Below are 23,460 nucleotides of genomic sequence, written 5' to 3' on the forward strand. Positions count from 1 at the left end.
CAATTAGTAAAACATTAACCGATTTTATTTGCAAAAATACGCAAAACTCGGTATCTTTGCAAATGTTTTTCCAATGAATTAAATTTAAAGTTATATAAGATGATGACAGCAAATGAGATCCGTGATTCGTATAAAAAGTTCTTCGAATCAAAAGGACACGTCATTGTACCGTCCGCTCCTATGGTGATAAAGGACGACCCTACCCTCATGTTTACGAATGCTGGAATGAACCAGTGGAAAGATATTATCCTCGGAACCAAGCAGCCCGACCCACGTAGACGTACCGACTCACAGAAGTGTCTACGCGTAAGTGGCAAGCACAACGACTTGGAAGAGGTGGGACACGACACGTACCACCACACCATGTTCGAAATGTTGGGCAACTGGAGTTTTGGTGATTATTTCAAAGAGGAAGCTATCGACTACGCTTGGGAATACTTGGTAGACGTGTTACATCTAGACCCTAAGGATCTATATGTAACTGTATTCGAGGGCTCACCCGAAGATAATATCCCCCGCGATGACGAAGCTGCCGGTCATTGGGCAAAGCATTTACCTGCCGACCACATCATCGATGGCAACAAACACGATAACTTTTGGGAGATGGGCGATACCGGTCCATGCGGTCCTTGTTCTGAGATTCACGTAGATTCTCGTCCTGAAGAGGAGAAAGCAACGGTTCCCGGACGCGAATTAGTAAACCAAGACAATCCCCAAGTCATTGAGATTTGGAACATCGTATTCATGCAGTTTGCTCGCAAATCTGACGGTTCACTGGAGTCATTGCCTATGCACGTGATTGATACCGGTATGGGATTCGAACGCTTAGTACGTATGTTGCAAGGCAAACATTCCAACTACGACACTGATATTTTCCAACCTATCATCAAAGAGATTGAACATCTATCTGATTTGAAATACGGTAGTAAGGAAGAAATCGACGTAGCTATGCGCGTTATTGCCGACCACTTGAGAGCCGTAGCGTTCTCTATTGCCGACGGCCAATTACCTAGTAATGCCAAAGCCGGATACGTTATCCGACGTATCTTACGCCGTGCCGTACGCTATGCTTATACTTTCTTAGGGCAGAAATCTGCTTTCATGTTCAAGCTGATACCCGTTCTGGTTCAGGAAATGGGAGTTGCTTATCCGGAGTTACCCGCCCAGCAAGAGCTCATCGCTCGTGTCATCAAGGAAGAGGAAGACAGTTTCTTACGCACTTTAGAGAAAGGTATCAACCTGCTCAATGGCGATATGGAGGAGCTGAAAGCACATGGTAAAACCGAGCTAGACGGTGCAGAAGCATTCCGTTTGTTCGATACTTACGGCTTCCCTCTCGACCTTACAGAACTCATTCTACGCGAAAATGGCTACACAGTCGACGAGAAGCAGTTCGATGAAGAGATGCAGAAACAGAAAGCTCGTGCCCGTAATGCAGCTGTAGTAGAGAATGGTGACTGGGTTGTTTTGAAAGAAGGAGAACAGGAATTCGTAGGTTATGACTATACAGAATATGAATGTCGTATCCTTCGTTATCGCCAAGTGAAACAGAAAAAGAATACATTCTTCGAAGTCGTACTGAATCATACGCCGTTCTATGGAGAAATGGGTGGACAGGTAGGTGATACCGGTATACTTGTTTCAGAGGACGAAACGGTTGATATTATCGACACCAAGCGCGAGAACAACCAAAGCATTCACATCATCAAAGAGTTGCCTAAGAATCTCGAAGCCGACTTCATGGCATGTGTAGACATTGATAAACGCAACGCCAGCGCAGCCAACCACACGGCTACTCACTTGATAGATTACGCCTTGAAACAGGTATTGGGCGACCACGTAGAGCAGAAAGGCTCTTACGTAAGTGCCGAAACGTTGCGCTTCGACTTCTCACATTTCCAGAAAGTTACCGACGAAGAACTGCGCCAAGTAGAACGTATGGTCAACGAAATGATTCGTCAGGACTATCCACTTGACGAACATCGCGACACGCCGATGGAAGAAGCGAAGGCCATGGGAGCCGTAGCTCTGTTCGGAGAGAAGTATGGTGACAAGGTACGCGTGGTTCGTTTCGGTCCTTCTTGTGAATTCTGTGGTGGTATTCATGCCACAAGTACAGGACGAATCGGGCTGTTCAAGATTGTCAGCGAGAGTTCGGTAGCTGCCGGTGTACGCCGTATCGAGGCTTTGACAGGTAAAGCTTGCGAGGAAGCTGTCTATGCTTTGGAAGATACGATGAACGACATCAAGGCACTCTTCAACAACAGTAAGGATTTGAAAGCAGCTATCACGAAGTTCATCAGTGAACACGATAGCATGAAGAAAGACATCGAACGTTTCCAAGCACAGGCAGTTGAGAGACTCAAACAAGAAATTATTAAGCGTGCAGAGAATGTCAATGGCATTTCTGTAGTAAAAGCTGTCGTACCTTTGGAAGCTGCTGCTGCCAAGGATTTAGTATTCAAGATTCGTGAAGCTATCCCTACCCAACTAGTTTGTGCCATCGGTTCTACAGCCAATGATAAACCTATGTTGAGCGTCATGTTCAGCGATGACATGGTTAAAGACCACGATTTAAATGCCGGAAAGATTATCCGTGAGGCTGCCAAACTGATACAGGGAGGTGGCGGTGGACAGCCTCATTACGCACAAGCAGGCGGTAAAAGCCTCGATGGATTGCATGCTGCGGTCGATAAAGTCATTGAGTTGGCCAATCTATAATTAGATTATTGCAACATCAAAACACATATTAAGAAAGCCACTGTTCTAAAAAGAGCAGTGGCTTTTTATTTGTATTACCAAGAAAGAAAACTACTCTTCCTTGATCCTTAGCTCCCAAAAGGCGACGGCAGCAGCCGCTGCCACATTGAGAGAGTCCACATGATGCGACATGGGGATACGTACTACATAGTCGGTTTGGGCGATAGTCTCGCGCGAAAGTCCATCTCCTTCCGTCCCCATCACGATGGCTAGCTTATGTATATCGGTGAGTCTTGGATCGCCAAGGGGGATAAACTGATTGGTCAAAGCCATTGCAGCAGTGCGGAAGCCTAAATCGTTGAGACTGCTAACGGGTGATTCCAACCACGTCCAAGGCACGAGAAATACCGAGCCCATAGACACTCTCACGGCACGACGGTTCAACGGATCGCAAGAAGAAGTGGTGAGTAAGACACCATCAATGCCCAATGCTGCGGCCGAACGGAAGATAGCTCCAATGTTCGTCGTGTCTACAACGCCATCTATTACCACGATTCTACGCGCACCACGGCACACCTCTTCCACACTACAAGCATGCGGGCGACGCATGGCACAAAGCACTCCGCGCGTCAAAGTGTAGCCCGTCAGCTGGGCCAACAACTCGCGGTCGCCCGTATATACAGGTATATCGCCACAGCGTTCGATAATTTCTGCCGCATCACCCATGATGTGTCGACGCTCACAAAGCAGAGAAACAGGCTGGTATCCAGCATCCAATGCCACCTTAATAACCTTCGGACTTTCAGCTATAAATACCGCATTTTGCGGGTCTTTTCGACTCCGCAACTGCGCTTCTGTGAGCGTTGAGAACACCTCAACACCCGGTTCTGTCAGCGATTTTATTTCTATTATTGCCATCTTTTGAATTTATAGAACCACTTGTCTCATCTCGGCCAGTTTGTTCTCGTACGTATCTTGGTCTACCCTGCGACCACGAAGACTACGCACTTGTGGGAAATCTTGGAAATAGGCATCGGTAGATGTGTACCACCCATAGTTGCTAAAGTCGTGTATTCTACGTGCCACAGCATCCAGCCGTTGGGCATATTGAGGATTCACGACAGAGAGAACACGGTCACCGGAAGCCAGTTCCACAGCCAAGATGAGTCGCTCTTTCTCAACCATTCGGCGTGGAGCAACCTCCCGTCGACGACTTGTAATACGTATTTCCCACCCATACCGTCGATTCAAAGCATCCATCATGCTCTTAAAAACAACACCATGTGGTGCCGTATCTTTCAATCCGGTATAGGCTATACTATAATGTATCATCTCGTGCAACAGCACGTTTTGAAACTCACGCTCGCTCTGATCGTAATAGTTACTGAGCTTGATAGCGAAATCATAATAACGCGTCTTGCCCCACCGTGTGGCTCGTTTACACGACATCGTACCCAGCCTAGTGCGTGATTTCGATGTCCCCAATAGCGGACGAGGGAGTTTTCCACCGAAATATTCATGGTTGAAACGGTCGAACCACTTCCCCATCCACTCCGAGGTTACTTGCATAATTCTCGCAAAGTCTTTTCCAATTTATCTATCATCACAGTACCTAGAACCACCTTTCCATCCTTATCTAGGATGTAAGTAGACGGAATCCAGTGCACACCATACGCCTTTGCGATAGCCGATTCGCGCATCTTCTTCAGCTCGCTGACGTTAATATATCCCAGTCCATACTTCTTAATAGCATTCTCCCAATTCGTTTTATCGGTATCAAAAGAGATTCCTACAAATGCAACACAGTCTTTATACTCATTCCAGAGTTTCACGACACGGGGCAAATCCTTACGGCAATCTGGGCACCAAGAAGCCCAGAAATCAAGTACGACAATCTTTCCTTTCAAGCTAGTGGAATGAAATATCGTGCCATCGGGTTGTTTTAAACTAAATGTAGGAGCCACAGTTCCTATCTTCAACAGTTCGGTTGCGTACTGCACATCTTCGTCTACGACTGCAGTCTGCGCTTTCACGCCTACCGCAGAAAGCAGCATCAAGGCCGCCATCAACATTTTCTTCATCATCATCTTATCTTTAATCTCTATTTTATAATCTGTTCTTCTATCTGCGATTTCGGCCAATTGACAAGGAACAACTTCTCCGTTGCACGTGTAAAAGCCGTGTACAACCAGTGTATATAATCAGGCGTCAGCATGTCGTCGGGCATATATCCTTGGTCTATATACACATGCGACCACTGTCCGCCCTGAGCTTTATGACACGTAAAGCTATACCCATATTTGATTTGCAAGGCATTGAAATAAATGTCTTTACGCAATTCTGTGAGCCGAGCAGTCTTCGTCGAGAGGTCGGCGTAGTCTTCCATCACACCTTGATACAACCGTTCGTTTTGCTCACGTGTCAGTGCCGGCGATTCAGTTGTCAACGAATCAAGCACCACCGTGGTCTGCATCTCATAATCATCATAATCGGGGAAGCGCAGTAAAACGTCGGCAAAGCTGAATCCATACAGGTCGCGAATATTGCGAACCTTCAATACTACCGCCCTATCGCCATTGGCTATGAACGACATCGGGCACTTCTCGCCCTCAACAGCACGTGCATTTTCCTCGGTTACCCAGTAATAGTTGTTCTTCACTATCATCAGCAAATCGCCCGTATTCAGTACATCTTCACGGTCAAGCACGCTCCCACGAATACCCTGATTGTAGATGTTGGCACGCTTATTACTACGCGTTATCACCGTGGTCTCATCCATTCCTACATGGCTATAGCTACTCGCTAACGCGTCTACCAGTTCATTTCCCGGTACCATCACGATGTCGGCAAAGCCTTGGAACCGCACTTTTGGCATCGTGGTAGCCGTATCGAGCGTTATCATTCGGCGAATAGTCGTGGCATTATAGAGTATTCCACTCTCACTACTCTGTCGTAACACCTCGTCCAAATCGCACTCATATACACGCAATCCATAACCGGCCAATTGCTGAGCGCTCAATGCCGGTGACTCAATTTCGCCCACCGGGGGCAGCTGAGCCTTGTCTCCGATAAGTAACAGACGGTCGTTCTGCCCTTCATAGACGAACTTCACAAGGTCATCAAGCAATCTTCCTGAACCAAAGCTACTATCTCCGAGGCCTTGATTAGCTATCATCGAACTCTCATCGACCATGAAAAGCGTGTCGCGATACGTATTGCGATTGAGGTTGAACTGCCCATCAAGCCCCTCATAAACCTTCTCCCGATAGATACGACGATGAATGGTGTAAGCCTCATGCTCACTATTGAGCGCAAACACCTTGGCTGCACGCCCCGTCGGAGCCAGCAATAATACACGTTGCTTCAGCTTCTTCATCGTGCGCACAATAGCTCCGGCCAGACTCGTCTTTCCCGTTCCGGCACTGCCACGCAGTATCATGACGGCTTCAGGAGAGCGGTCGGTAAGGAATTGAGCAAACACATTGAGCGCATGACACTGGTCGGCTGTGGGTTCAAAACCAAAGGCTTGAACTATCTCATATTTTATTTCGTCGCTAATCATACAATGTTCTTGCAAATATAGAGAATTACTCTGAATTGGCAAAGAAAAACCACTCATCTCACTGCAAAGGCAGTGCAGCAAGACTGCAAAAACCAAACAGCATTGCTGCATAGGCAAGGCAGCAATATTGCGAAAGCTTTGCAGCAACCTCTCTCCGCCCCTTATAGCCCCACCCCAACCCTCCCCAAAAAGGGAGGGAGGATGAAATGGGAGATGAGTTAGTTAGTCTTTGAGTTGATAAGTTCTTAGGTTGTGAGATGGACTGGAATTCATCCTTGCACTATAGAGCATAAAAGAGAAAAGCAAAACTCATAGCATAAAAACATAAAAGGGTAGCTTCACAGCCACCCTATTACATATTATACAAAAACATTATGAATTTTTATTTAGCGAACAAGATTTATCTCATTTAATCAAAGTCTCATAATGAAACTCTACTTCGGAGTTATTAGGAGTAAAACGCCTTACAGGCGCTAGAATAGCAAAAGGAGTTAATGGACAAATGTCTGTTGACTCCAAGCCTCTATGAGGTTTTAACTCCTCTTAACTTCTCCATACTTCCACACTTACAAGACTTGTATAGTTTAATCTCTGTGTTGTCTTATTGTGCTTGTTTGCACGATTTACACTTGCGTTGACAATAGCGTTCGCACTGCATCCGGATGTCGTAGCCCAACATGGCACCCAAGATAAAGTCTTCTTCGGGCGTAAGTTGGCTCAACGGACGAGTGACGAAAAGACGAATAGCATCCAGACATTCCTTGCGACCAAAGAAAAGATTAAGTCGAGTACCGTCTACCTGTTGTACAATGTAGCTGATATTCTGACGTTCAAGGCGCTGAAGTGCAAACTGTTCATATCGCTTGTTGAAAGTGAAGAGTACCATTTGGCGCACTCCTTTCTGATATTCATAGATATGATTCATCAGTACCTTCATGTCGGCTGGTATCAACTCAGTCTGCTGCATGCTATTCCTCTTACTATCGTCGTAAATATTTAATCGTCTAATTTCGTTTTTCTATTATAGGCTAGACTTGATACTTTCAAGCCAAGCATCAATGCGACTTTCAGTCTTATCGTCTTCGTTGACATCGTCAAGAGCCAATCCAATGAACTGGCCATCGACTACGGCGTCACTATCATCGAATGTATAACCATCGGTAGACACTGCACCAACAACGGTAGCACCGGCATCCTGAACAGCATCGTAGAGTTCTTTCATTGCTCCACAGAATGTGTCACCATACGATTCGCTATCACCACAACCGAAGAGAGCAACCGTCTTACCAGCCAAATCGACAGCCTTTAGCATCTTCAAACCATCGTACCAGTCATCTTGCAGTTCACCACTGCCCCATGTAGAAGTACCCAAAATGAGGTTGTCATTCTCTTTCAATACGTCTTCTGTCAAATTAGCGACATCCAAAGATTCTACACCTAGCTTGCTAGCAACGGTCTCTGCCAAACTCTGACATGTTCCTGTAGAGGAACCATAAATTACGATTGTCTTTTTCATATCTTTTATTTTTTATTATTCAAAACTCAACGTTGCAAAGTTAATACCAATCCACATATCTTGCAATACCTAGAAATAGTGTTTTTATCAAATACCTATAAATAGTGATAATATGAAAGTCTAACTATGAAAATTATCAGTCGACTACCAATGATAGATAGACACAATTGTTACCAAGGGCTTTCTAAAGCGACATGAATTGCCAGCTTAATACCAACAATGAGATATTAGGCATAAAAAAAGTGCGATACTTAGGTATCGCACTTCATATGATTAAAGCAATTTCGCTGTTAGTTTTTCCAACATATCCGCCGTCATGGAATCCAAATCGTATTGTGGTTTCCAATCCCACTCGCTGCGTGCGCAAGAGTCATCCATACTATCGGGCCAACTATTGGCAATACGTTGCTTCATCGGGTCAACATCATACACCATTTCAAAGTCGGGTTTATGTTTGCGGATAGCCGCATAGATATTCTCAGGAGCAAAGCTCATGGCTGCAATATTAAATGCATTGCGATGGATAAGACGCGTAGGGTCGGCCTCCATCAAGCCGATAGCTGCATTCAAAGCATCGGGCATGTACATCATATCCATCAATGTGCCCTCGCCTATTGGGCAGACGAAACGCTCACCACGCACTGCCGAATAGTAGATATCGACTGCATAGTCGGTGGTACCACCACCCGGAGGAGTAACATAAGAGATGATACCGGGGAAACGAACGGCACGCGTATCAACACCATATTTATTAAAATAATAATCGCTGAGCAACTCTGTTGTCACCTTAGACACTCCATAGATGGTGCGTGGACGCTGAATGGTGTCTTGAGGAGTCATCACATGTGGGGTATTCGTACCAAAAGAGCCGATAGAACTAGGTGTAAAAACTGCACAATGATGCTCGCGAGCCACTTCGAGGATATTCCATAAGCCATCAATACCAATAGTCCATGCCAATCGAGGCTTGGATTCTGCTACCACAGAGAGCAACGCTGCAAGATTATAGATGGTATCAATATGATAATCGGCTACAACCTTAGCAATCAAGTCGGGACGCGTAACATCGGCTATAGCCGAAGGACCGGATTCTTTTAGTTCGCCTTTGGGTTCGGCACCGGGAATATAACCGGCCACTACATGTTCATTACCATAACGTTTTCTTAGCTCCATTGTAAGTTCAGACCCAATCTGGCCTGTGGCACCTACAACCAAAATATTCTTCATTGCCTAGATTACTTTTAACTATGATCTATTTAAGTTTTACGCTGCAAAGTAAATGCTATTTTTTGAGAATGCGAAGAGATTTTTTCTAAATAATAACCTTTGGAAGACCATTTAAACAAAAATAACAAAAAACACTTCCATATCAGGAAAATTATCTGTTCCTTTGAACCATATTTAATACCACTAATAGTAATATGTACGGAAAAATAAAAGAACATCTTTGCAATACGCTTGCCGAGATTAAAGAGGCCGGACTTTATAAAGAAGAACGACTGATTGAAGGCCCACAACAGGCCGCTATCAACGTAAAAGGACAGGAAGTATTAAATTTCTGCGCCAACAACTACTTGGGATTGTCTAACCATCCTCGCCTCATTGAGGGGGCAAAGCAGATGATGGATAAGAGAGGTTACGGCATGTCTTCGGTTCGTTTCATCTGTGGAACACAGGATATACACAAGGAACTGGAAACAGCTATCTCTGATTACTTCAAGACTGAGGATACTATCTTGTATGCTGCATGCTTCGATGCCAACGGTGGTGTGTTCGAACCATTGCTTACCGACCAAGATGCCATTATCTCCGATGCATTGAACCACGCGTCTATTATCGACGGTGTACGCCTGTGTAAGGCTAAACGCTATCGTTATGCTAACGCCAATATGGAAGAATTGGAGAAATGTTTGCAGGAAGCTCAGGCTCAAAGATTCCGTATCATCGTGACCGATGGTGTGTTCTCTATGGACGGAAACGTAGCTCCTATTGATAAGATTTGCGATTTGGCAGAGAAATACGACGCCTTGGTAATGGTAGACGAATCGCACTCTGCAGGTGTGGTAGGTGCTACTGGGCACGGTGTCAGTGAATTCTTCAACACTTATGGTCGTGTAGATATTTACACAGGCACACTGGGTAAAGCCTTTGGTGGAGCATTGGGCGGATTCACAACCGGTAGAAAAGAAATCATCGACTTGCTACGCCAACGTAGTCGTCCATACCTATTCTCCAACTCATTAGCTCCCGGTATCATTGGCGCGAGCCTTGAAGTGTTCAAGATGCTCAAGGAAAGTAACGAACTACACGACCGCTTGGTGGAAAATGTAGAGTACTTCCGCGATAAGATGATAGCTGCCAGCTTCGACATCAAACCTACCCAAAGCGCTATCTGCGCAGTGATGTTGTACGATGCTAAACTCTCTCAAGTATATGCAGCTAAGCTCCAAGAGGAAGGTATCTACGTAACAGGATTCTACTATCCGGTCGTTCCGAAAGATCAAGCACGTATCCGTGTACAGATTTCGGCAGGACATAACCGCGAACAACTGGACAAATGTATAGCCGCATTTATTAAGGTTGGCAAAGAATTAGGCGCATTAAAGGCCTAGTATTTGCCCTACCGTATAAAAATAAAAACTGCAAGCAATCTAGTAACTAGAAAGCTTGCAGCTTTTTATTTTCCTTTATTTATTAGTTGTTGATGCCACGATTGTTAAGTGTAGTGTTCAGCAACATCAGGTATTTGCGATACTGTCCCTCATCCAAAACGTAGTGCATATACTTCAAATCCTTTGCGATAGCCTTATCCTTCATGACTTTACGGTCGCTAACAGGAGCGTTGGCAGCATTCATCATCTCTACAGCGAAAGTCTTATGAATGTCTTTTACACCGTCAAGCTGGTCGATTGAGAGGCTCAAAGCATCAGCCAACTTATTAAAGTTTACATTCATATTGTAAGCAGCAACAGTGTTAGTTGCATTTGTATTCTCTCCTTCTGCGAAAGCCATTGTCATACTTAGCATGGCTACAATAGTCAAAACAATCTTCTTCATAATCTTTTTACCTTTCTAATTTTTGTTATTATCCTTTGTCTTTTGACATTGCAAAGATAACAAGACCGCCCTTTTTCACAACCAATCTATCAAATTGTTTGCGATAACAGCATCTTTTATTGATTTGAATCAATATTATAATTACAGATTGTAACATTTATATAATCATAAAATATAGATTCTGCAAGTTTGCATAAGCACCATCGCTTATCTCGTTTTTTATTTGTACCTTTGTACCATTATACCCATATTATTAATTATATATTAGAAAATGGAAAATAACAACAAGTATATTGCTGTTGCATACAAGCTAACAACCATCGACGGCGAAGAGCTAGAAATGGTAGAAGAAGCTACCGTAGGGAAACCATTCCAATTTATTAGCGGATTCGGTGTCACGCTTGATAAGTTTGAGAAATCTGTAATTGACTTGGAAAAAGGAGCTGAATTCGATTTCACCCTCACTTCCGATGAAGCTTACGGAGAGTTCGAAGAAGAGCGTGTATTGGACTTAGATAAGAGCATTTTCAGCATTAATGGACACTTCGACCATGAGAATATCTTCGTAGATGCAATTGTTCCACTACAGAATGAAGATGGAAACAGATTCATGGGACATGTATTGGAGATTACAGATTCAACCGTAAAGATGGATTTGAATCATCCTCTTGCCGGCAAGCAACTCAACTTCAAGGGGCACATAGTAGAATCACGCGAAGCTACAAACGAAGAAATTGAAGGCATGATCAATCGCCTGAGTGGTGAAGGATGTAACTGCGGAAGCTGCAATCACAACCATGAACATGGCGAAGGTGGCTGTGGGCATCACCATGAACACGATGAAGGATGCTGTGGAAAGCACCATCACGATGGTGAATGCAGCTGCCATCATCATGATGAATAGTCACACTCCCATCATATTCAAAGCAATATGAGAAATACTTTTGGAAATATTTTCACCCTCACCACATTTGGTGAAAGCCACGGTATCGCTGTTGGCGGTATCATAGACGGTTTTCCGGCCGGTATAGAGATAGACCTTGAGTTTATCCAAAACGAACTCAATCGACGCCGTCCGGGACAAAGCAAGATTACTACCGACCGCAAAGAATTCGACCAAGTAGAGTTTTTAAGTGGCATATTTGAGGGAAAATCGACCGGTGCTCCGATTGGTTTTGAGGTTCGTAATCGCAATCAGCACTCCAAAGATTACGACAATATGCGCAATCTTTTCCGTCCTTCACATGCAGATTACACCTATTACAACAAGTATGGGAATCGAGATCATCGTGGCGGAGGGCGCTCTTCGGCTCGTATCACACTTGCCAGAGTCGTTGGAGGAGCGCTTGCCAAGCTTGCTCTCAAGCAACTGGACATCGACATCAAAGCCTATACTTCGCAGGTAGGCGACATTGCTTTGGACAGAGACTATCGCAAATACGACCTCTCTAAGATTGAAGACAACCCTGTAAGGTGTCCCGACCAAGAGGTAGCTGCAAAGATGGAAGAACTCATTAGAAGCGTTAAAAAACAAGGAGATACCGTTGGCGGCATCATCACATGCATGATAAAGGGTTGCCCCATAGGATTGGGAGAACCCGAATTTGGTAAACTCCATGCCCAATTAGGGGGTGCCATGCTCACTATCAATGCTGTCAAAGGTTTTGAATATGGCGAAGGATTCAATGGCGTATCGGCACGAGGAAGTCAGCAAAACGACGAATTCATCAATGTCGATGACCAAATTACTACTGCAACCAACCGTAGTGGTGGCATCCAAGGTGGTATCAGCAACGGCCAAGACATTTACTTTAGAGTGGCATTCAAGCCTGTTGCAACTATCTTAATGCCGCAAAATACAGTGGACAAACAAGGAAATGCTGCGATACTTGACGTACGTGGACGTCACGATTCATGCGTCTTACCACGCGCAGTACCTATCGTAGAGGCCATGACCGCCATGGTTTTACTCGACAACTATCTACTGAATCGCGCCGTTAAATGGTAAAAGCGAAGAAAAAAGACCTTACTACAAGGCTTTATCTACAAAATTATATGAAATTTACAACAACAATTTGCGGAATCGAGAGATTCCAATAATGTGTTTAGTAAAGTCTAGTTTAGTTTTTGTGTTGGTTGAGGGTGGCTCATAAGCCACCCTCATTTTTTTATTCTATTGCGCCAATTATCTCATTCACATCAGCAATACCATGCTCATCAAGCCACGCTTCAATACCATTACGCACCTTGATTGTGACAGCAGGATCGATAAAGTTAGCCACTCCTATCTCCACCGCCGTAGCACCACACATCATAAATTCTATCGCATCTTTGGCCGTAGAGATGCCTCCCATTCCCACTACAGGAATCTTTACTGCATGATATACATCGTACACCATACGTAAAGCAACGGGCTTTACAGCCGGCCCACTGAGTCCACCGGTACGAATACTCAACAGCGGTTTACGCTTTTCTATATCCACAGCCATTCCCATGAGTGTATTGATAAGCGACACACTATCGGCTCCCTCAGCTTCACAAGCACGCGCAATGTCCGCAATATTCGACACATTGGGCGAAAGTTTCACGATAATAGGTTTATGGTAAGCCTCACGCACAGCCTTTACGACACTGGCAGCACCGGCACATGTCGTACCGAAAGCCATCCCTCCATCTTTCACATTGGGGCAACTTACATTCAACTCTATCGCCGGAATACACTCCAAATCGTTCAGACGAGCAGCACATTCAGCATAATTCTCCGGTGAACTGCCACTCACATTGACTATCATATTGGTATCAATATCCTTAATTTCAGGATAGATATGCTCACAAAAGTAGTCCACCCCTTTGTTCTGAAGCCCCACACAGTTGAGCATACCCATCGCAGTTTCGGCCATACGAGGATAATCATTGCCCTCACGAGAAACCAAAGTCGTCCCTTTTACCACAATACCACCAAGTTCATTGAGCGGTACGAAATCAGCAAACTCAACCCCATAACCAAACGTTCCGGAAGCCGTCATCACCGGATTCTTCAACGACAAACCACCTATCTTGACTCCTAAAGCTGCCATAATAATCGATTAATATTCATCACCGGACCTTCTTTGCACACACATACATTGCCTTCATCGGTCTTCTCTACACAACAAAGACACGCTCCAAGACCGCAAGCCATCTGGTTTTCTAGCGATACTTCGCACATAATTTGATGCTCATGGGCATATCGAGCCACACTCAACATCATAGGCTTTGGCCCACACGTACCAATCTGGTCGAACTTTTCAGCCACCAAGACAGAATGATTGGTCACAAAACCTCGCTCTCCCATACAGCCGTCCTCGGTCGTTACACACACACGCCCATACTTATTAAACTCGTCTAGAAGCAACACATCTTTCGCAGAACGAGCGCCTAGAATGAACGTAGCCTCACACCCCATATCCTTCAATGCTTTTCCCCAGAACAGCAACGGGGCTACCCCCACACCGCCACCAATCAACAACACCTTCTTATCAGCAGATGCCGGCATAGAGAAACTGGTACCAAGCGGCAATACACAGTTCACCATATCACCTGTATTCAGACGCGCTAATTGACGTGTTCCGTCGCCTATGGCAGCCACTAGAAGCCACAACTCATTGCTATCTCTATCTACAAAACAAATGGAAATAGGACGCCGAAGAAATGTAGAAGGCGAATTGTCTACACGAACTTCAACAAATTGTCCGGGAAGCATATCAGGTAAAGCCTGTGAAGCAGTCAATTTAATAAGCACATGCTTATCGCTCAAAGCCTCTACAGAAGAAACCCGAAGGTCTAAAACGTATTTTTTCATCGATGCTTTTGGTATGTATCTGCAAAGATAACTTAATTTAAAGCCAAATCAAAATATTCAGATTGAATTCTACACTTATATATATAATAAGGTGCAAATAGCAAAAGTCATAAATCAACTATTCCTTAGGGACAAACGTCTCCCATGTCTTATCGTCAAAAAAGATTCTTATTTCTGTTATTCTACGAGTCTTTTTGTCAAGAATATTAATAATATTTTTAGCTTGATTTGGAGTCATTTTAGGCACACGTTGAGCAGACGTATCGGTAAAGAGATCAGGTGTTGGAATTTCACCCTGAGCCGAAAAATCCAACATACCACTAGCAGTGGAGGAGTGAGTTTCCTCCTTTGACTGTTCAACATTACTGCTCTCTGATTCATACATCGTCCCAGTACCAAACATCAACCAATCAGTAGAGATACTGGGAATTTTATTTTTGATGGCTTCTACAATATTGAGTGTCGGACGAGTACGTCCATTAAAAATACTACTCAACGATGCCGGAGACATCCCAATAAATTCTGCAAATTCTTGTTGAGTCATTTTTCGACTCTCCATAATATTCCTAATTCTATCCTTCATAATTGCTTCAATTTGGTGAGTAAGCCCCCAAAATAGGGCATTGACGTTAACTTTACAAAGGTAAAGTAAAAAAAACACATCACCAACAGTCTAATATAGTTTTTTAAAGTCTAAATTTAATATTTGTATTTTTAAATATTCAAATTTCAATACCATGATTGCCTAGGGTATACTTCGGTTTTGTATATTGTAAATTGAATCTAGTATTACTTAGCAAATTTTCTATTTAATATAAACAAATAATTATATGATATACAGCAACTTACAGTTGTAACATAGTTTAAATAGTGTATATTACATCCTATATAGCCCAATATTTCGCATAAACTTCATGGCATTTAGTTTATTACAAATACATAAATAACTAGTTATCAACACATTATAATCAATATAAATGCATCGAATAAATATTTGTATACATACATATATTTATATATTTTGATTCATATATTCGTATCAACAAATCTAATTTACAATATAAAACAATCATTCTTATTCTCTTGTGTTTACATATTTAGATTTCAAAATCTAAATAACGACCATCCTATACAGCTTTCTAAATGCAAACAAACGTGAATAAAAAAGATACAAGAGGGTAAATATGACAAAACAAGCGTGGCTGCCATATTCCTAACAAGTGGCCGAAAAGCTACATATATGCGATTTTCAGAGGGGGGAAAATAGACCTAAATCCCCTATAACAAAGCATTTAGGCATAAAAAAAGTGCTCTTGAAGAGCACTCATTCTAGAGAAAATAAGAGATAAAAATGACCGTTTTAGTGCAAAATATAGAAAATAAGCTCTTTCATCAGGTCACCTGCAGAGGTGTTTGGATTGTCCAATCCCTTACTTTTACCATCTATTTCTCTTATTTTAGAAATTATCTGGAGAGTTTTCATCGCTGTATAATTTCTCATACCAGCGAGGTAATCTTTCACTGCCCACATACTCCTAAGATCTAAATGTCGAGCCAACTCTCCTTCATTAGTTTTGTTTGGAGCATAGTGAGCAATCATTAAATTTTCGAAGAAAGAGAACAGTAATGGCAAGAAAGCATAGAGTGAACCAGACTTAGGGTTTTTGTCAAAATAATTAATAATTTGATTTGCTTTATAAATGTCACGATTTATGATAGCATTTTTCAACTCGAATGCATTGAAATCTTTGCTCACTCCAATTTCTCTTTCAACAATTTCAGGGGTCACTCTCCTATCATCAGCCGAAAGAGAAATTAACACTTTATCCAATTCCGAAGTCAAACGATGCAAGTCAGCACCCACATGATCGGCAATCATCTGCGACGCTTTCTGTTCAATCGTTGCTTTCCTAGCCGACAAGTACGAAGTGATAAAACCGGGAAGCTGATAGTCTTTCAACTTCTTACTTTCAAAAACTACACCGGCAGCTTCCGCTTTCCCTACCCATTTCTTACGTCGGTCAAGCGTCCCATTCTTATGACAGAGTACCAAAATGGTCGACTTCACAGGTTTTTCCACATACTTTTCCAGTGCATCTGCACCTTTCATATCTTTAGCCTCTTTCACAATGACCAATCGATATTCCGCCATCATGGGATAACCTTTTGCCAAATCAACCACCTGAGCACCCGTAACATCAGCTCCAAACACCACTGTTTGGTTGAAATCACGCTCTTCCGGCTGCAATACGTGGTCGGCTATATAGTCTGCTATCTTATCTATATAGAACGATTCATCGCCCATCAATATATAAATAGGTGAAAATTTGCGAGCCACGAGGTCACGCATCAATGTTTCATAAGAAATTCCTGCTTGTCGTTTTTCAGCCATTTTTTACTTAACTTTGTCGTAGTTATCCACAAAGTTAAGAAAATGATTCCATTAAACCTGCCTCCATACCCCATAAAATTGTCGGGCACACAAGACAAGCCGACCATTTTCGACCTGCTCAGACGCCGCTATGTAGCCTTGACACCGGAGGAATGGGTGAGACAACACTTCGTACATTTTCTAATAGAACACAAAGGTTACCCCGCTACCCTGCTGGCCAACGAGGTAAAACTCAACGTAGGTAACAAGACATTGCGTGCAGATAGCATATTATACGACACGTTGTTACACCCGCGTATGATTGTAGAATACAAAGCACCCCATATTACGCTCACACAGAAAGTATTCGACCAAATATCCGTTTACAATCTCATTCTACATGTAGATTACCTCGTTGTAAGCAATGGCTTACAACATTATTGCTGTAAAATGGACTACAAAAATCACCGATATGTCTTCCTTCAAGACATACCGATGTACACAGAAATGGGATAAACTCCTAACTCTTCACTCACTGCAGAGGCTTATCAGTATCACTGCCAAACCACTGCAAAAACGCTGGCGAGGCTTCGCAGCGATGCTGACATCCCCTTGCAGCAAAACAAGAGTACTAATCTAATATCTTACTGGTATCCTTTTCCAAGCCTCGAAGATACCTCCAACTATGCAAATATTTGCGCAATCGCCGGCAATCCTCTTCTGATAAATCGTTCAATCTACGTATATCCATGTTGTCTTCCAAGTCGGCTATCTTCACCTCTTTGCCCCGTTCAGACTGCTCTACTCGCAAAATGAAATCAGCATAACTCTCTCCTTCTTGCCGAGTCACAGCCAAAACATCGTCTACAACTTCTTGCGGAAATCCCATCGAAAGCAAATAGTCAGGCGTCACATCCGTATCCTCCAGCAGATCATGAAGCCACGCTACAATCTTCGTTTCATCCGCATAGCAGCGAGCAGCCACACGTTTCACATGCTCCACATACTTAGCTCCCCCTTTATCGGTTTGCCCTTGATGCTTCTCACCGGCCAATTTCATAGCCTTAGCACAAAGAATATCAACATTTCTCATAGTCGCATATTTTAATAACTTCACAAATATAGCAAAATAAGTTGATAAGTGTTCTCTTCCAATCGCTTTTTATTACAAGTAACATAAAAAGAAAAGGGCACGACCGACAAATCCGTCGGCCATGCCCTTGATGCTGTTTATTAATACTTTCCGTTCGTACTTAGACCGCCTGTTTAGCCGGTCTACCACGACGCCCCTGCTTCTTTTCAGCCGCAGGTTCTACCTTCAAAAACTCCTTCTTATACTGACGAGGAGTCTTGCCCTGTAACTTAAAGAATGCACTATAAAAACTTTGACGATTAGAGAATCCTACCATCTCACTCACATCTTCCATTCTCAACTTGGCATAACGCCTGTCTGCCAAAATACTCATGGCCTCGTTAATGCGATAAGAATTCACTAATTCGCAATAATTCATATGAAAACGATCGGCACATACTGCCGAAATATACCTTACATTGGTAGCAAGATCGCTGGCAAGTTGCCTTGCGCTGTAAGCCTTATCCTTATACTTAGCTTCCAATACAATCTTATTACGAATCTTTTCATACAAATCGTCCTTTACATCGGGATTCATGTACGTGCGGTAAGCCGCTTTCTTCTCTTTTTTTTCTTTGATATTATACTTTGCCATCTTCCGCTAAAACTTAATTACCTTAAATCCACTTCATACAGTGGTAATACCTAACATGACCGACAAAATTAGTAAATATTTGACACATCTCACCATCTTAGTTTATTTTTTTTGATTATTAAACTCACTTTGCACATTTCTTTGAAATTGCAAGGTAGTCTACCTTTATTCACTTTCAAAACCTCTATGAGCTTTACTTCGGGCAATATGATACAATTTTCAACAAATGGCATACATTTTGCACTCACTCCATCAGTTGTCAATGACAACCTTATTATACAACAACATCAACGAGTAAGCACTTTGAAAATGCCACTCAGATTTACTTACAACAATCGTAACACACTATGGCAATAGGAAAATGGATAGGAGGATTTCTTGGTTTTATCAACGCGGGACCGCTCGGTGCACTCGCAGGATTTGCACTTGGCGCCCTCTTCGATGCCGGATTGGACGCTGTCAATACGCCTGATAACGAACCGAGGTACACGAACGACCAGCAACATTCAGCTCATCAATACGCATATCAACAGTCGTATGAGGGACAACGAAACTCCTTTCTATTCTCATTATTGGTACTTGCATCGTACGAGGTGAAAGCCGATGGCAAGGTAATGCACTCTGAAATGGAGTTGGTACGCAACTTCCTACGCCAGAATTTCGGCGAGTCTGCCGTACAACAAGGCGACCAAATCATGCGAAGACTGTTTGAACAGCAGAAACAAATGGGCGATATTGCTTATCGAAACATCATCGCCGACTCGTGCAGACAGATTGCCATGAACATGGACTACGCCCAACGATTGCAACTACTCCACTTTTTGCTGATGATAGCGCAAGCAGACGGCAGTGTCGTAACAGCCGAAATAGAGGCTATTCGATTCATGGGTAGGCAGCTCGGTATGGATCACGAAGATATCAACTCGCTGCTCAACATCGGCAAAAACAACCTCGATGCAGCTTATCAAGTATTGGGTATCACTCCGCATGCCACCGATGAGGAGATAAAAGTAGCCTACCGCAAGATGGCACTCAAGCATCATCCTGATCGCGTGGCAGCCCTCGGAGAGGATATTCGTAAAGCGGCTGAGATAAAATTACAGGAAATAAACGAGGCTAAAGAAAAGATTTACAAGGCTCGTGGATTGTAAATCGCGTATAAAAAACAAAAAGACATAAGATTTACCAATGCTTCCATAACAGCCGAATATCGGCATAGATACATCGCTAAATCCTATGTCTTTTCATTTGAAAAGGGTATCATTGTATACCAATACCCTTCCTTATAGAGAACTAATTAATCCTCTTCTTCCTCTTTCTTGGTCTTACGGATGGCACGCTTACGCTTCGGTTTCTCCTCCATTTCTGCATGCTCAGGCTTTACACCTGCCAATTCCGGGTCAACCATGATACGTCCGCAATATTCGCAAACGATGATTTTCTTGTGCATTTTGATGTCAAGCTGGCGCTGTGGCGGTATCTTATTGAAGCAACCACCGCAAGCATCGCGCTGTACATACACGATTCCAAGACCGTTACGGGCATTCTTACGAATACGCTTGAAGCTGGAAAGCAGACGTGATTCAATCTTTGTTTCCAAATCTTTTGCTTTTGCTTTCAGTCTATCTTCTTCTTCACGAGTCTCTTGCATGATTTCTTCCAACTCGCTCTTCTTATGCTCCAAATCGGCCTCACGTTCTGAAATCAAAGCTTGAGTCTGCTCCAAACCGGCCTTCTTTTCCTCGATTTTGATGAGAGCCTCTTTGATTTTCTTGTTGCAAAGTTCGATTTCCAACGACTGAAACTCAATCTCTTTGGTCAATGTATCGTACTCACGATTGTTCTTAACATCGTTAAGTTGCTCCTGATAACGGTTTACACTAATTTCAGCCTTAGCAATTTCTTCTTTCTTTTGAGCCATTGCGTCCTTGAATTCGCGTATCTCTGACTCTATCTTTTCAACGCGAGTATTCAAGCCTTCTAGCTCATCTTCGAGGTCCTGAACTTCGAGTGGAAGCTCTCCACGGAGCGCTTTCTTCTCATCAATACCACTCAATGTGGCCTGCAACTGATAGAGGGTCTTCAGCTTTTCCTCTACTGACAAGTCTGTAGGATCTTTCTTTGCCATATATTATAAGTAAATTATAGGATTCGTATTCGTCTTTGCGAGATAGCAAACTACTCCCGGACACGCCTCCTCTATGATTGATTTAAATATTTCGTTGGTATATTGTTCGCTCTGATAATGACCGATGACAGCAATTTGTATCTCTTGGTCATGCCCAAAATACTCGTGATAGTGCATCTCACCGGTAATGAATGCATCAGCTCCCGCGGCTATAGCATCGTCCAACAAGAACGAGCCTGCACCACCACAGATAGCCACTCGCTTGATAGGACGGCGTAATAATTGATTGCACATCACGCATTCCACATCGAAAGTACGTTTCAAGAGCAACACCAAATCGTCTGCCGCCACCGGTGATTCAAATTCCGCTACAACGCCTTCACCACCATCTACTCCATCAACGGTCTTCGTTTTACCGAAGAAGACAGGGTTCACAAGCCCCATTTTCTGCGCAATCTTGAAGTTTACACCACCCATAGCGCTATCTATATTCGTATGCATCGACATGATAGCCACGTGATTTTCGATGGCCTTACGAACCGTCAATTGCACCTCGTTTTCATCTGTCAAGCAGCGCAGTTTATGGAAAATAAGGGGATGATGAGACACTATGAGATTGCAACCAAGCGCTATGGCTTCGTCAACAACCTTGGGCGTAACGTCTAGACACAATAAAGCCCCTGAAATTTCCGCTTCTGTTAATCCTACTTGTAAGCCGGCATTATCGTAGTCTTCTTGCAAGGGCAGAGGCGCGAATCGTTCAAGGGCATCAACCACCTGTTTTATTTTCATATTCAGCACTTTGCGAATGGCAAAGATACAGTTTTTTATTTACATTATCAACTCCAACCAATTATAGTTAACAAGTTTTAATATTTACCATTCATTTAGGTCGGCTTCCTTCTCCACTTTGGCCTCAATATCATCGGGCAAAGCCGAGAAAAAGTCAATACCCGTAATTCGTTCTATTTGATCGATGGAGTTTACGTAGTCTCCTTTGGGTCTGTTTCCACTCTCATTGCGATAAATAAACCCGATAGCCTTAGGCGTTCCCTCCATACACAGAACCACTTTAAAGAAGGCCTCAGGCACAGTTACCTTGTTCCGACCAATCGTCTTATGTTTCTTATCGAACAGAATTGGTCCGGCAACTACATACACACGACCAAATTCTTGTGCCCATCGCCGGCATTGCATTTCTAATTCATTCCAGTCACCGGTATTGAGTTGATGGTTTTGCGGACACACATTGGTCAGTAAGAACGATTCTTCCTGCGCCTGCCTGCTCCACTTATTATCGCCCGAAGGGCACATGTGACCACGGTCATAGCCCGAACGTGCATAGTCATACGTATCTACTCGTGGCCCTTCAGCCTCATCATCAGAGTGAAATTCGATTCCTTTACGCTTGTAAGGCCCCCTTGTATGGTCGGCCGTCAATTCCCATGCCACCCAGTTAGGAATACGCGTTTCCGGGTTATAAGACACCACATAGCCCGTCCGATGGAGTATCTGAGCAGGTAAACCGACTGGAGTTTTCTGTATAAGCATGCCAGTATCAACCACTACAGGCTCACTTCCTACTTTCCTTTCAACTTCCTCTTCTACCCTTTCATTGCTCGCCCATGCCTCTTTATCCTTGCTGATACCGGGCATCAACTGCCTATGTCCTGCCTTACCAAACTGACAACCGCACAACAAAGAGATGCCTACAAAGGCGTATATACTCAATAAATATCTTTTCATCGGATTCAAATTACAACATGAGAGGCTCTATGCCACATTCTTCAAACGGCCATATCCATCGAAGGCATACTTGCGAGCCACAAACAACGTTACCACCATCGAGATGCAAACACCCGCCAACGCTGCCACATGCACGAGGACTTCGAGTCCTACAGCCGTCCATGTATCGACGCCGGCTAGCAACAACATCCACATCATTACAGGTGCATGAGCCACCACGAGCAGCCCCATCTGAGCGAGACAAGGTGTCAAACTGCGTTGTAAAGCCCTGCGAATGAAGTAGTTCACGGCCTCACCATGCGTGGCTCCATTACCCAACAGATAGTCATAAAGCTGATGATGGTTTCTTATACCTATATAATATATATGTAGTGCTTTAGCATTTACTTCGAGCATTGAACCCAAAAGCAATCCCGTCAATGGTAAGAATATCTGCGCACTCAGCGGACTCTGCGAATTCAAAACTAGGAAAACAAAATACACCCCCACCACGATAGCAGCTGTAAACAGCCCGATGGAAGTAGGAATTATGAATCGCGCTACACTCAATTTAGCCCGCGTCAAAACCGATGCCGATGCCAATACCGCCACCAAGAGCACCCAAAGGATATTCAACGTAACGCTGTTCCACTTCATCAGTACATTGACAAAAACGCCCAGCAGCCCTACATAGACTATCATCTTGCCCACCGATACTGCCAATTGACGCATCAATCCCAAATTAAATTGGTATATCACGAACAGTGGTATCAACAATAATACCAATCCAAAAATCATTCCTCCTATCGTTATAGCCATTTCTTACAATATTA

General features: G+C 43.5%; 24 protein-coding genes. 6 read left to right on the forward strand and 18 right to left on the reverse strand.

The genetic code is table 11. From position 1 onward, the window contains the following. Positions 1-99: 99 nt before the first annotated feature. On the forward strand, positions 100-2,721 hold the full coding sequence (gene alaS / locus AC1EK4_RS07240; RefSeq protein ID WP_480357627.1) for an alanine--tRNA ligase: 2,622 nt from the start codon (positions 100-102) through the stop codon (positions 2,719-2,721). A gap of 90 nt (positions 2,722-2,811) precedes the next feature. Here the strand turns inward: alaS and AC1EK4_RS07245 are convergent, their stop codons facing one another. The 7 genes from AC1EK4_RS07245 to AC1EK4_RS07275 all read right to left on the reverse strand — a co-directional run bounded on the left by AC1EK4_RS07245 (position 2,812) and on the right by AC1EK4_RS07275 (position 9,005). Continuing rightward, a complete protein-coding gene (locus tag AC1EK4_RS07245; RefSeq protein ID WP_480357629.1) occupies positions 2,812-3,618 on the reverse strand; it encodes a TrmH family RNA methyltransferase in 807 nt (268 codons plus the stop codon). Between the two features lie 9 nt (positions 3,619-3,627). Beyond that, a complete protein-coding gene (locus AC1EK4_RS07250; RefSeq protein WP_036900722.1) occupies positions 3,628-4,269 on the reverse strand; it encodes a SprT-like domain-containing protein in 642 nt (213 codons plus the stop codon). Beyond that, positions 4,260-4,787 carry a TlpA family protein disulfide reductase gene (locus AC1EK4_RS07255; RefSeq protein WP_052053035.1) on the reverse strand — a complete coding sequence of 176 codons (528 nt, stop codon included), beginning with the start codon at positions 4,785-4,787 and terminating at the stop codon, positions 4,260-4,262. Before AC1EK4_RS07255 ends, AC1EK4_RS07250 begins: the two co-directional genes overlap by 10 nt. A 14-nt stretch (positions 4,788-4,801) precedes the next feature. Then, positions 4,802-6,262 (reverse strand): ATP-dependent DNA helicase, encoded by a 1,461-nt coding sequence (locus tag AC1EK4_RS07260; RefSeq protein ID WP_480357631.1) that lies wholly within the window; start codon positions 6,260-6,262, stop codon positions 4,802-4,804. A gap of 601 nt (positions 6,263-6,863) precedes the next feature. Continuing rightward, a complete protein-coding gene (locus AC1EK4_RS07265; protein ID WP_062433220.1) occupies positions 6,864-7,229 on the reverse strand; it encodes a DUF2023 family protein in 366 nt (121 codons plus the stop codon). Between the two features lie 54 nt (positions 7,230-7,283). After that, a complete protein-coding gene (gene fldA / locus AC1EK4_RS07270) occupies positions 7,284-7,778 on the reverse strand; it encodes a flavodoxin FldA (RefSeq protein WP_062433223.1) in 495 nt (164 codons plus the stop codon). 273 nt (positions 7,779-8,051) lie between these two features. Further along, on the reverse strand, positions 8,052-9,005 hold the full coding sequence (locus AC1EK4_RS07275; protein ID WP_480357634.1) for an NAD-dependent epimerase/dehydratase family protein: 954 nt from the start codon (positions 9,003-9,005) through the stop codon (positions 8,052-8,054). A gap of 194 nt (positions 9,006-9,199) precedes the next feature. On the opposite strand from AC1EK4_RS07275, the gene kbl reads away from it, so the two are divergent. Beyond that, the gene (kbl, locus tag AC1EK4_RS07280; protein ID WP_036900736.1) at positions 9,200-10,390 is read left to right on the forward strand and encodes a glycine C-acetyltransferase; all 1,191 of its coding nucleotides are present in this window, start codon (positions 9,200-9,202) and stop codon (positions 10,388-10,390) included. 82 nt (positions 10,391-10,472) lie between these two features. On the opposite strand, the gene AC1EK4_RS07285 is transcribed toward kbl, so the two are convergent. Next, a complete protein-coding gene (locus tag AC1EK4_RS07285) occupies positions 10,473-10,835 on the reverse strand; it encodes a hypothetical protein (RefSeq protein WP_036900738.1) in 363 nt (120 codons plus the stop codon). A 271-nt stretch (positions 10,836-11,106) separates the two neighbouring features. On the opposite strand from AC1EK4_RS07285, the gene AC1EK4_RS07290 reads away from it, so the two are divergent. Together AC1EK4_RS07290 and aroC are read left to right on the forward strand one after the other, a co-directional pair. Next, positions 11,107-11,739: an FKBP-type peptidyl-prolyl cis-trans isomerase gene (locus AC1EK4_RS07290; RefSeq protein ID WP_062434577.1), complete on the forward strand. Its 633-nt coding sequence runs from the start codon at positions 11,107-11,109 to the stop codon at positions 11,737-11,739. 27 nt (positions 11,740-11,766) lie between these two features. Then, on the forward strand, positions 11,767-12,843 hold the full coding sequence (gene aroC, locus AC1EK4_RS07295) for a chorismate synthase (RefSeq protein WP_062434575.1): 1,077 nt from the start codon (positions 11,767-11,769) through the stop codon (positions 12,841-12,843). 160 nt (positions 12,844-13,003) lie between these two features. Here aroC and AC1EK4_RS07300 read toward each other — a convergent pair whose 3' ends face one another. From AC1EK4_RS07300 to holA, 4 genes are all read right to left on the reverse strand, one after another. Continuing rightward, entirely contained in the window at positions 13,004-13,912 is a 909-nt protein-coding gene (locus AC1EK4_RS07300) for a dihydroorotate dehydrogenase (protein ID WP_062434572.1), read from the reverse strand. Continuing rightward, the gene (locus AC1EK4_RS07305; protein WP_036900228.1) at positions 13,900-14,676 is read right to left on the reverse strand and encodes a dihydroorotate dehydrogenase electron transfer subunit; all 777 of its coding nucleotides are present in this window, start codon (positions 14,674-14,676) and stop codon (positions 13,900-13,902) included. Before AC1EK4_RS07305 ends, AC1EK4_RS07300 begins: the two co-directional genes overlap by 13 nt. 118 nt (positions 14,677-14,794) lie before the next feature. After that, complete coding sequence (locus AC1EK4_RS07310; protein WP_480357638.1) at positions 14,795-15,259, reverse strand: helix-turn-helix domain-containing protein; 465 nt, start codon at positions 15,257-15,259, stop codon at positions 14,795-14,797. A 777-nt stretch (positions 15,260-16,036) separates the two neighbouring features. Next, positions 16,037-17,068, reverse strand: a complete 1,032-nt coding sequence (gene holA, locus AC1EK4_RS07315) for a DNA polymerase III subunit delta (protein ID WP_480357640.1) — start codon at positions 17,066-17,068, stop codon at positions 16,037-16,039. A gap of 42 nt (positions 17,069-17,110) precedes the next feature. Between holA and AC1EK4_RS07320 the strand changes: the two genes are divergently transcribed. Continuing rightward, positions 17,111-17,563, forward strand: a complete 453-nt coding sequence (locus AC1EK4_RS07320; protein WP_480357642.1) for a type I restriction enzyme HsdR N-terminal domain-containing protein — start codon at positions 17,111-17,113, stop codon at positions 17,561-17,563. A 115-nt stretch (positions 17,564-17,678) separates the two neighbouring features. On the opposite strand, the gene AC1EK4_RS07325 is transcribed toward AC1EK4_RS07320, so the two are convergent. Then, positions 17,679-18,140 (reverse strand): HD domain-containing protein, encoded by a 462-nt coding sequence (locus AC1EK4_RS07325; protein ID WP_036900223.1) that lies wholly within the window; start codon positions 18,138-18,140, stop codon positions 17,679-17,681. A 160-nt stretch (positions 18,141-18,300) separates the two neighbouring features. Next, complete coding sequence (locus AC1EK4_RS07330; RefSeq protein WP_036900222.1) at positions 18,301-18,774, reverse strand: helix-turn-helix domain-containing protein; 474 nt, start codon at positions 18,772-18,774, stop codon at positions 18,301-18,303. 347 nt (positions 18,775-19,121) lie between these two features. On the opposite strand from AC1EK4_RS07330, the gene AC1EK4_RS07335 reads away from it, so the two are divergent. Then, a complete protein-coding gene (locus AC1EK4_RS07335; protein WP_480357645.1) occupies positions 19,122-19,925 on the forward strand; it encodes a TerB family tellurite resistance protein in 804 nt (267 codons plus the stop codon). A 146-nt stretch (positions 19,926-20,071) separates the two neighbouring features. On the opposite strand, the gene AC1EK4_RS07340 is transcribed toward AC1EK4_RS07335, so the two are convergent. The 4 genes from AC1EK4_RS07340 to AC1EK4_RS07355 form a co-directional block, all read right to left on the reverse strand. After that, entirely contained in the window at positions 20,072-20,902 is an 831-nt protein-coding gene (locus AC1EK4_RS07340) for a zinc ribbon domain-containing protein (protein ID WP_036900218.1), read from the reverse strand. 3 nt (positions 20,903-20,905) lie between these two features. Continuing rightward, positions 20,906-21,694, reverse strand: coding sequence for a Nif3-like dinuclear metal center hexameric protein (locus AC1EK4_RS07345; protein WP_036900217.1), 789 nt, complete (start codon positions 21,692-21,694; stop codon positions 20,906-20,908). An 84-nt stretch (positions 21,695-21,778) separates the two neighbouring features. Next, positions 21,779-22,648, reverse strand: a complete 870-nt coding sequence (locus AC1EK4_RS07350; protein WP_480357649.1) for a DNA/RNA non-specific endonuclease — start codon at positions 22,646-22,648, stop codon at positions 21,779-21,781. Positions 22,649-22,675: 27 nt separating this feature from the next. Further along, on the reverse strand, positions 22,676-23,446 hold the full coding sequence (locus AC1EK4_RS07355; RefSeq protein ID WP_036900243.1) for an ABC transporter permease: 771 nt from the start codon (positions 23,444-23,446) through the stop codon (positions 22,676-22,678). Positions 23,447-23,460 lie beyond the last annotated feature (14 nt).

This window comes from Prevotella sp. C0026C3, assembly GCF_056590795.1.

What these genes read in the sequence shown, in the direction of transcription:
- AC1EK4_RS07305 (WP_036900228.1), bottom strand. Translation starts at nt 14,676, where the DNA reads ATGAAAAAATACGTTTTAGACCTTCGGGTTTCTTCTGTAGAGGCTTTG.
- AC1EK4_RS07325 (WP_036900223.1), bottom strand. Translation starts at nt 18,140, where the DNA reads ATGAGAAATGTTGATATTCTTTGTGCTAAGGCTATGAAATTGGCCGGT.
- kbl (WP_036900736.1), top strand. Translation starts at nt 9,200, where the DNA reads ATGTACGGAAAAATAAAAGAACATCTTTGCAATACGCTTGCCGAGATT.
- AC1EK4_RS07330 (WP_036900222.1), bottom strand. Translation starts at nt 18,774, where the DNA reads ATGGCAAAGTATAATATCAAAGAAAAAAAAGAGAAGAAAGCGGCTTAC.
- AC1EK4_RS07335 (WP_480357645.1), top strand. Translation starts at nt 19,122, where the DNA reads ATGGCAATAGGAAAATGGATAGGAGGATTTCTTGGTTTTATCAACGCG.
- AC1EK4_RS07290 (WP_062434577.1), top strand. Translation starts at nt 11,107, where the DNA reads ATGGAAAATAACAACAAGTATATTGCTGTTGCATACAAGCTAACAACC.
- AC1EK4_RS07285 (WP_036900738.1), bottom strand. Translation starts at nt 10,835, where the DNA reads ATGAAGAAGATTGTTTTGACTATTGTAGCCATGCTAAGTATGACAATG.
- AC1EK4_RS07300 (WP_062434572.1), bottom strand. Translation starts at nt 13,912, where the DNA reads ATGGCAGCTTTAGGAGTCAAGATAGGTGGTTTGTCGTTGAAGAATCCG.
- fldA (WP_062433223.1), bottom strand. Translation starts at nt 7,778, where the DNA reads ATGAAAAAGACAATCGTAATTTATGGTTCCTCTACAGGAACATGTCAG.
- AC1EK4_RS07275 (WP_480357634.1), bottom strand. Translation starts at nt 9,005, where the DNA reads ATGAAGAATATTTTGGTTGTAGGTGCCACAGGCCAGATTGGGTCTGAA.
- holA (WP_480357640.1), bottom strand. Translation starts at nt 17,068, where the DNA reads ATGGCTGAAAAACGACAAGCAGGAATTTCTTATGAAACATTGATGCGT.
- AC1EK4_RS07250 (WP_036900722.1), bottom strand. Translation starts at nt 4,269, where the DNA reads ATGCAAGTAACCTCGGAGTGGATGGGGAAGTGGTTCGACCGTTTCAAC.
- AC1EK4_RS07345 (WP_036900217.1), bottom strand. Translation starts at nt 21,694, where the DNA reads ATGAAAATAAAACAGGTGGTTGATGCCCTTGAACGATTCGCGCCTCTG.
- aroC (WP_062434575.1), top strand. Translation starts at nt 11,767, where the DNA reads ATGAGAAATACTTTTGGAAATATTTTCACCCTCACCACATTTGGTGAA.
- alaS (WP_480357627.1), top strand. Translation starts at nt 100, where the DNA reads ATGATGACAGCAAATGAGATCCGTGATTCGTATAAAAAGTTCTTCGAA.
- AC1EK4_RS07265 (WP_062433220.1), bottom strand. Translation starts at nt 7,229, where the DNA reads ATGCAGCAGACTGAGTTGATACCAGCCGACATGAAGGTACTGATGAAT.
- AC1EK4_RS07260 (WP_480357631.1), bottom strand. Translation starts at nt 6,262, where the DNA reads ATGATTAGCGACGAAATAAAATATGAGATAGTTCAAGCCTTTGGTTTT.
- AC1EK4_RS07350 (WP_480357649.1), bottom strand. Translation starts at nt 22,648, where the DNA reads ATGAAAAGATATTTATTGAGTATATACGCCTTTGTAGGCATCTCTTTG.
- AC1EK4_RS07355 (WP_036900243.1), bottom strand. Translation starts at nt 23,446, where the DNA reads ATGGCTATAACGATAGGAGGAATGATTTTTGGATTGGTATTATTGTTG.
- AC1EK4_RS07255 (WP_052053035.1), bottom strand. Translation starts at nt 4,787, where the DNA reads ATGATGATGAAGAAAATGTTGATGGCGGCCTTGATGCTGCTTTCTGCG.
- AC1EK4_RS07340 (WP_036900218.1), bottom strand. Translation starts at nt 20,902, where the DNA reads ATGGCAAAGAAAGATCCTACAGACTTGTCAGTAGAGGAAAAGCTGAAG.
- AC1EK4_RS07310 (WP_480357638.1), bottom strand. Translation starts at nt 15,259, where the DNA reads ATGAAGGATAGAATTAGGAATATTATGGAGAGTCGAAAAATGACTCAA.
- AC1EK4_RS07320 (WP_480357642.1), top strand. Translation starts at nt 17,111, where the DNA reads ATGATTCCATTAAACCTGCCTCCATACCCCATAAAATTGTCGGGCACA.
- AC1EK4_RS07245 (WP_480357629.1), bottom strand. Translation starts at nt 3,618, where the DNA reads ATGGCAATAATAGAAATAAAATCGCTGACAGAACCGGGTGTTGAGGTG.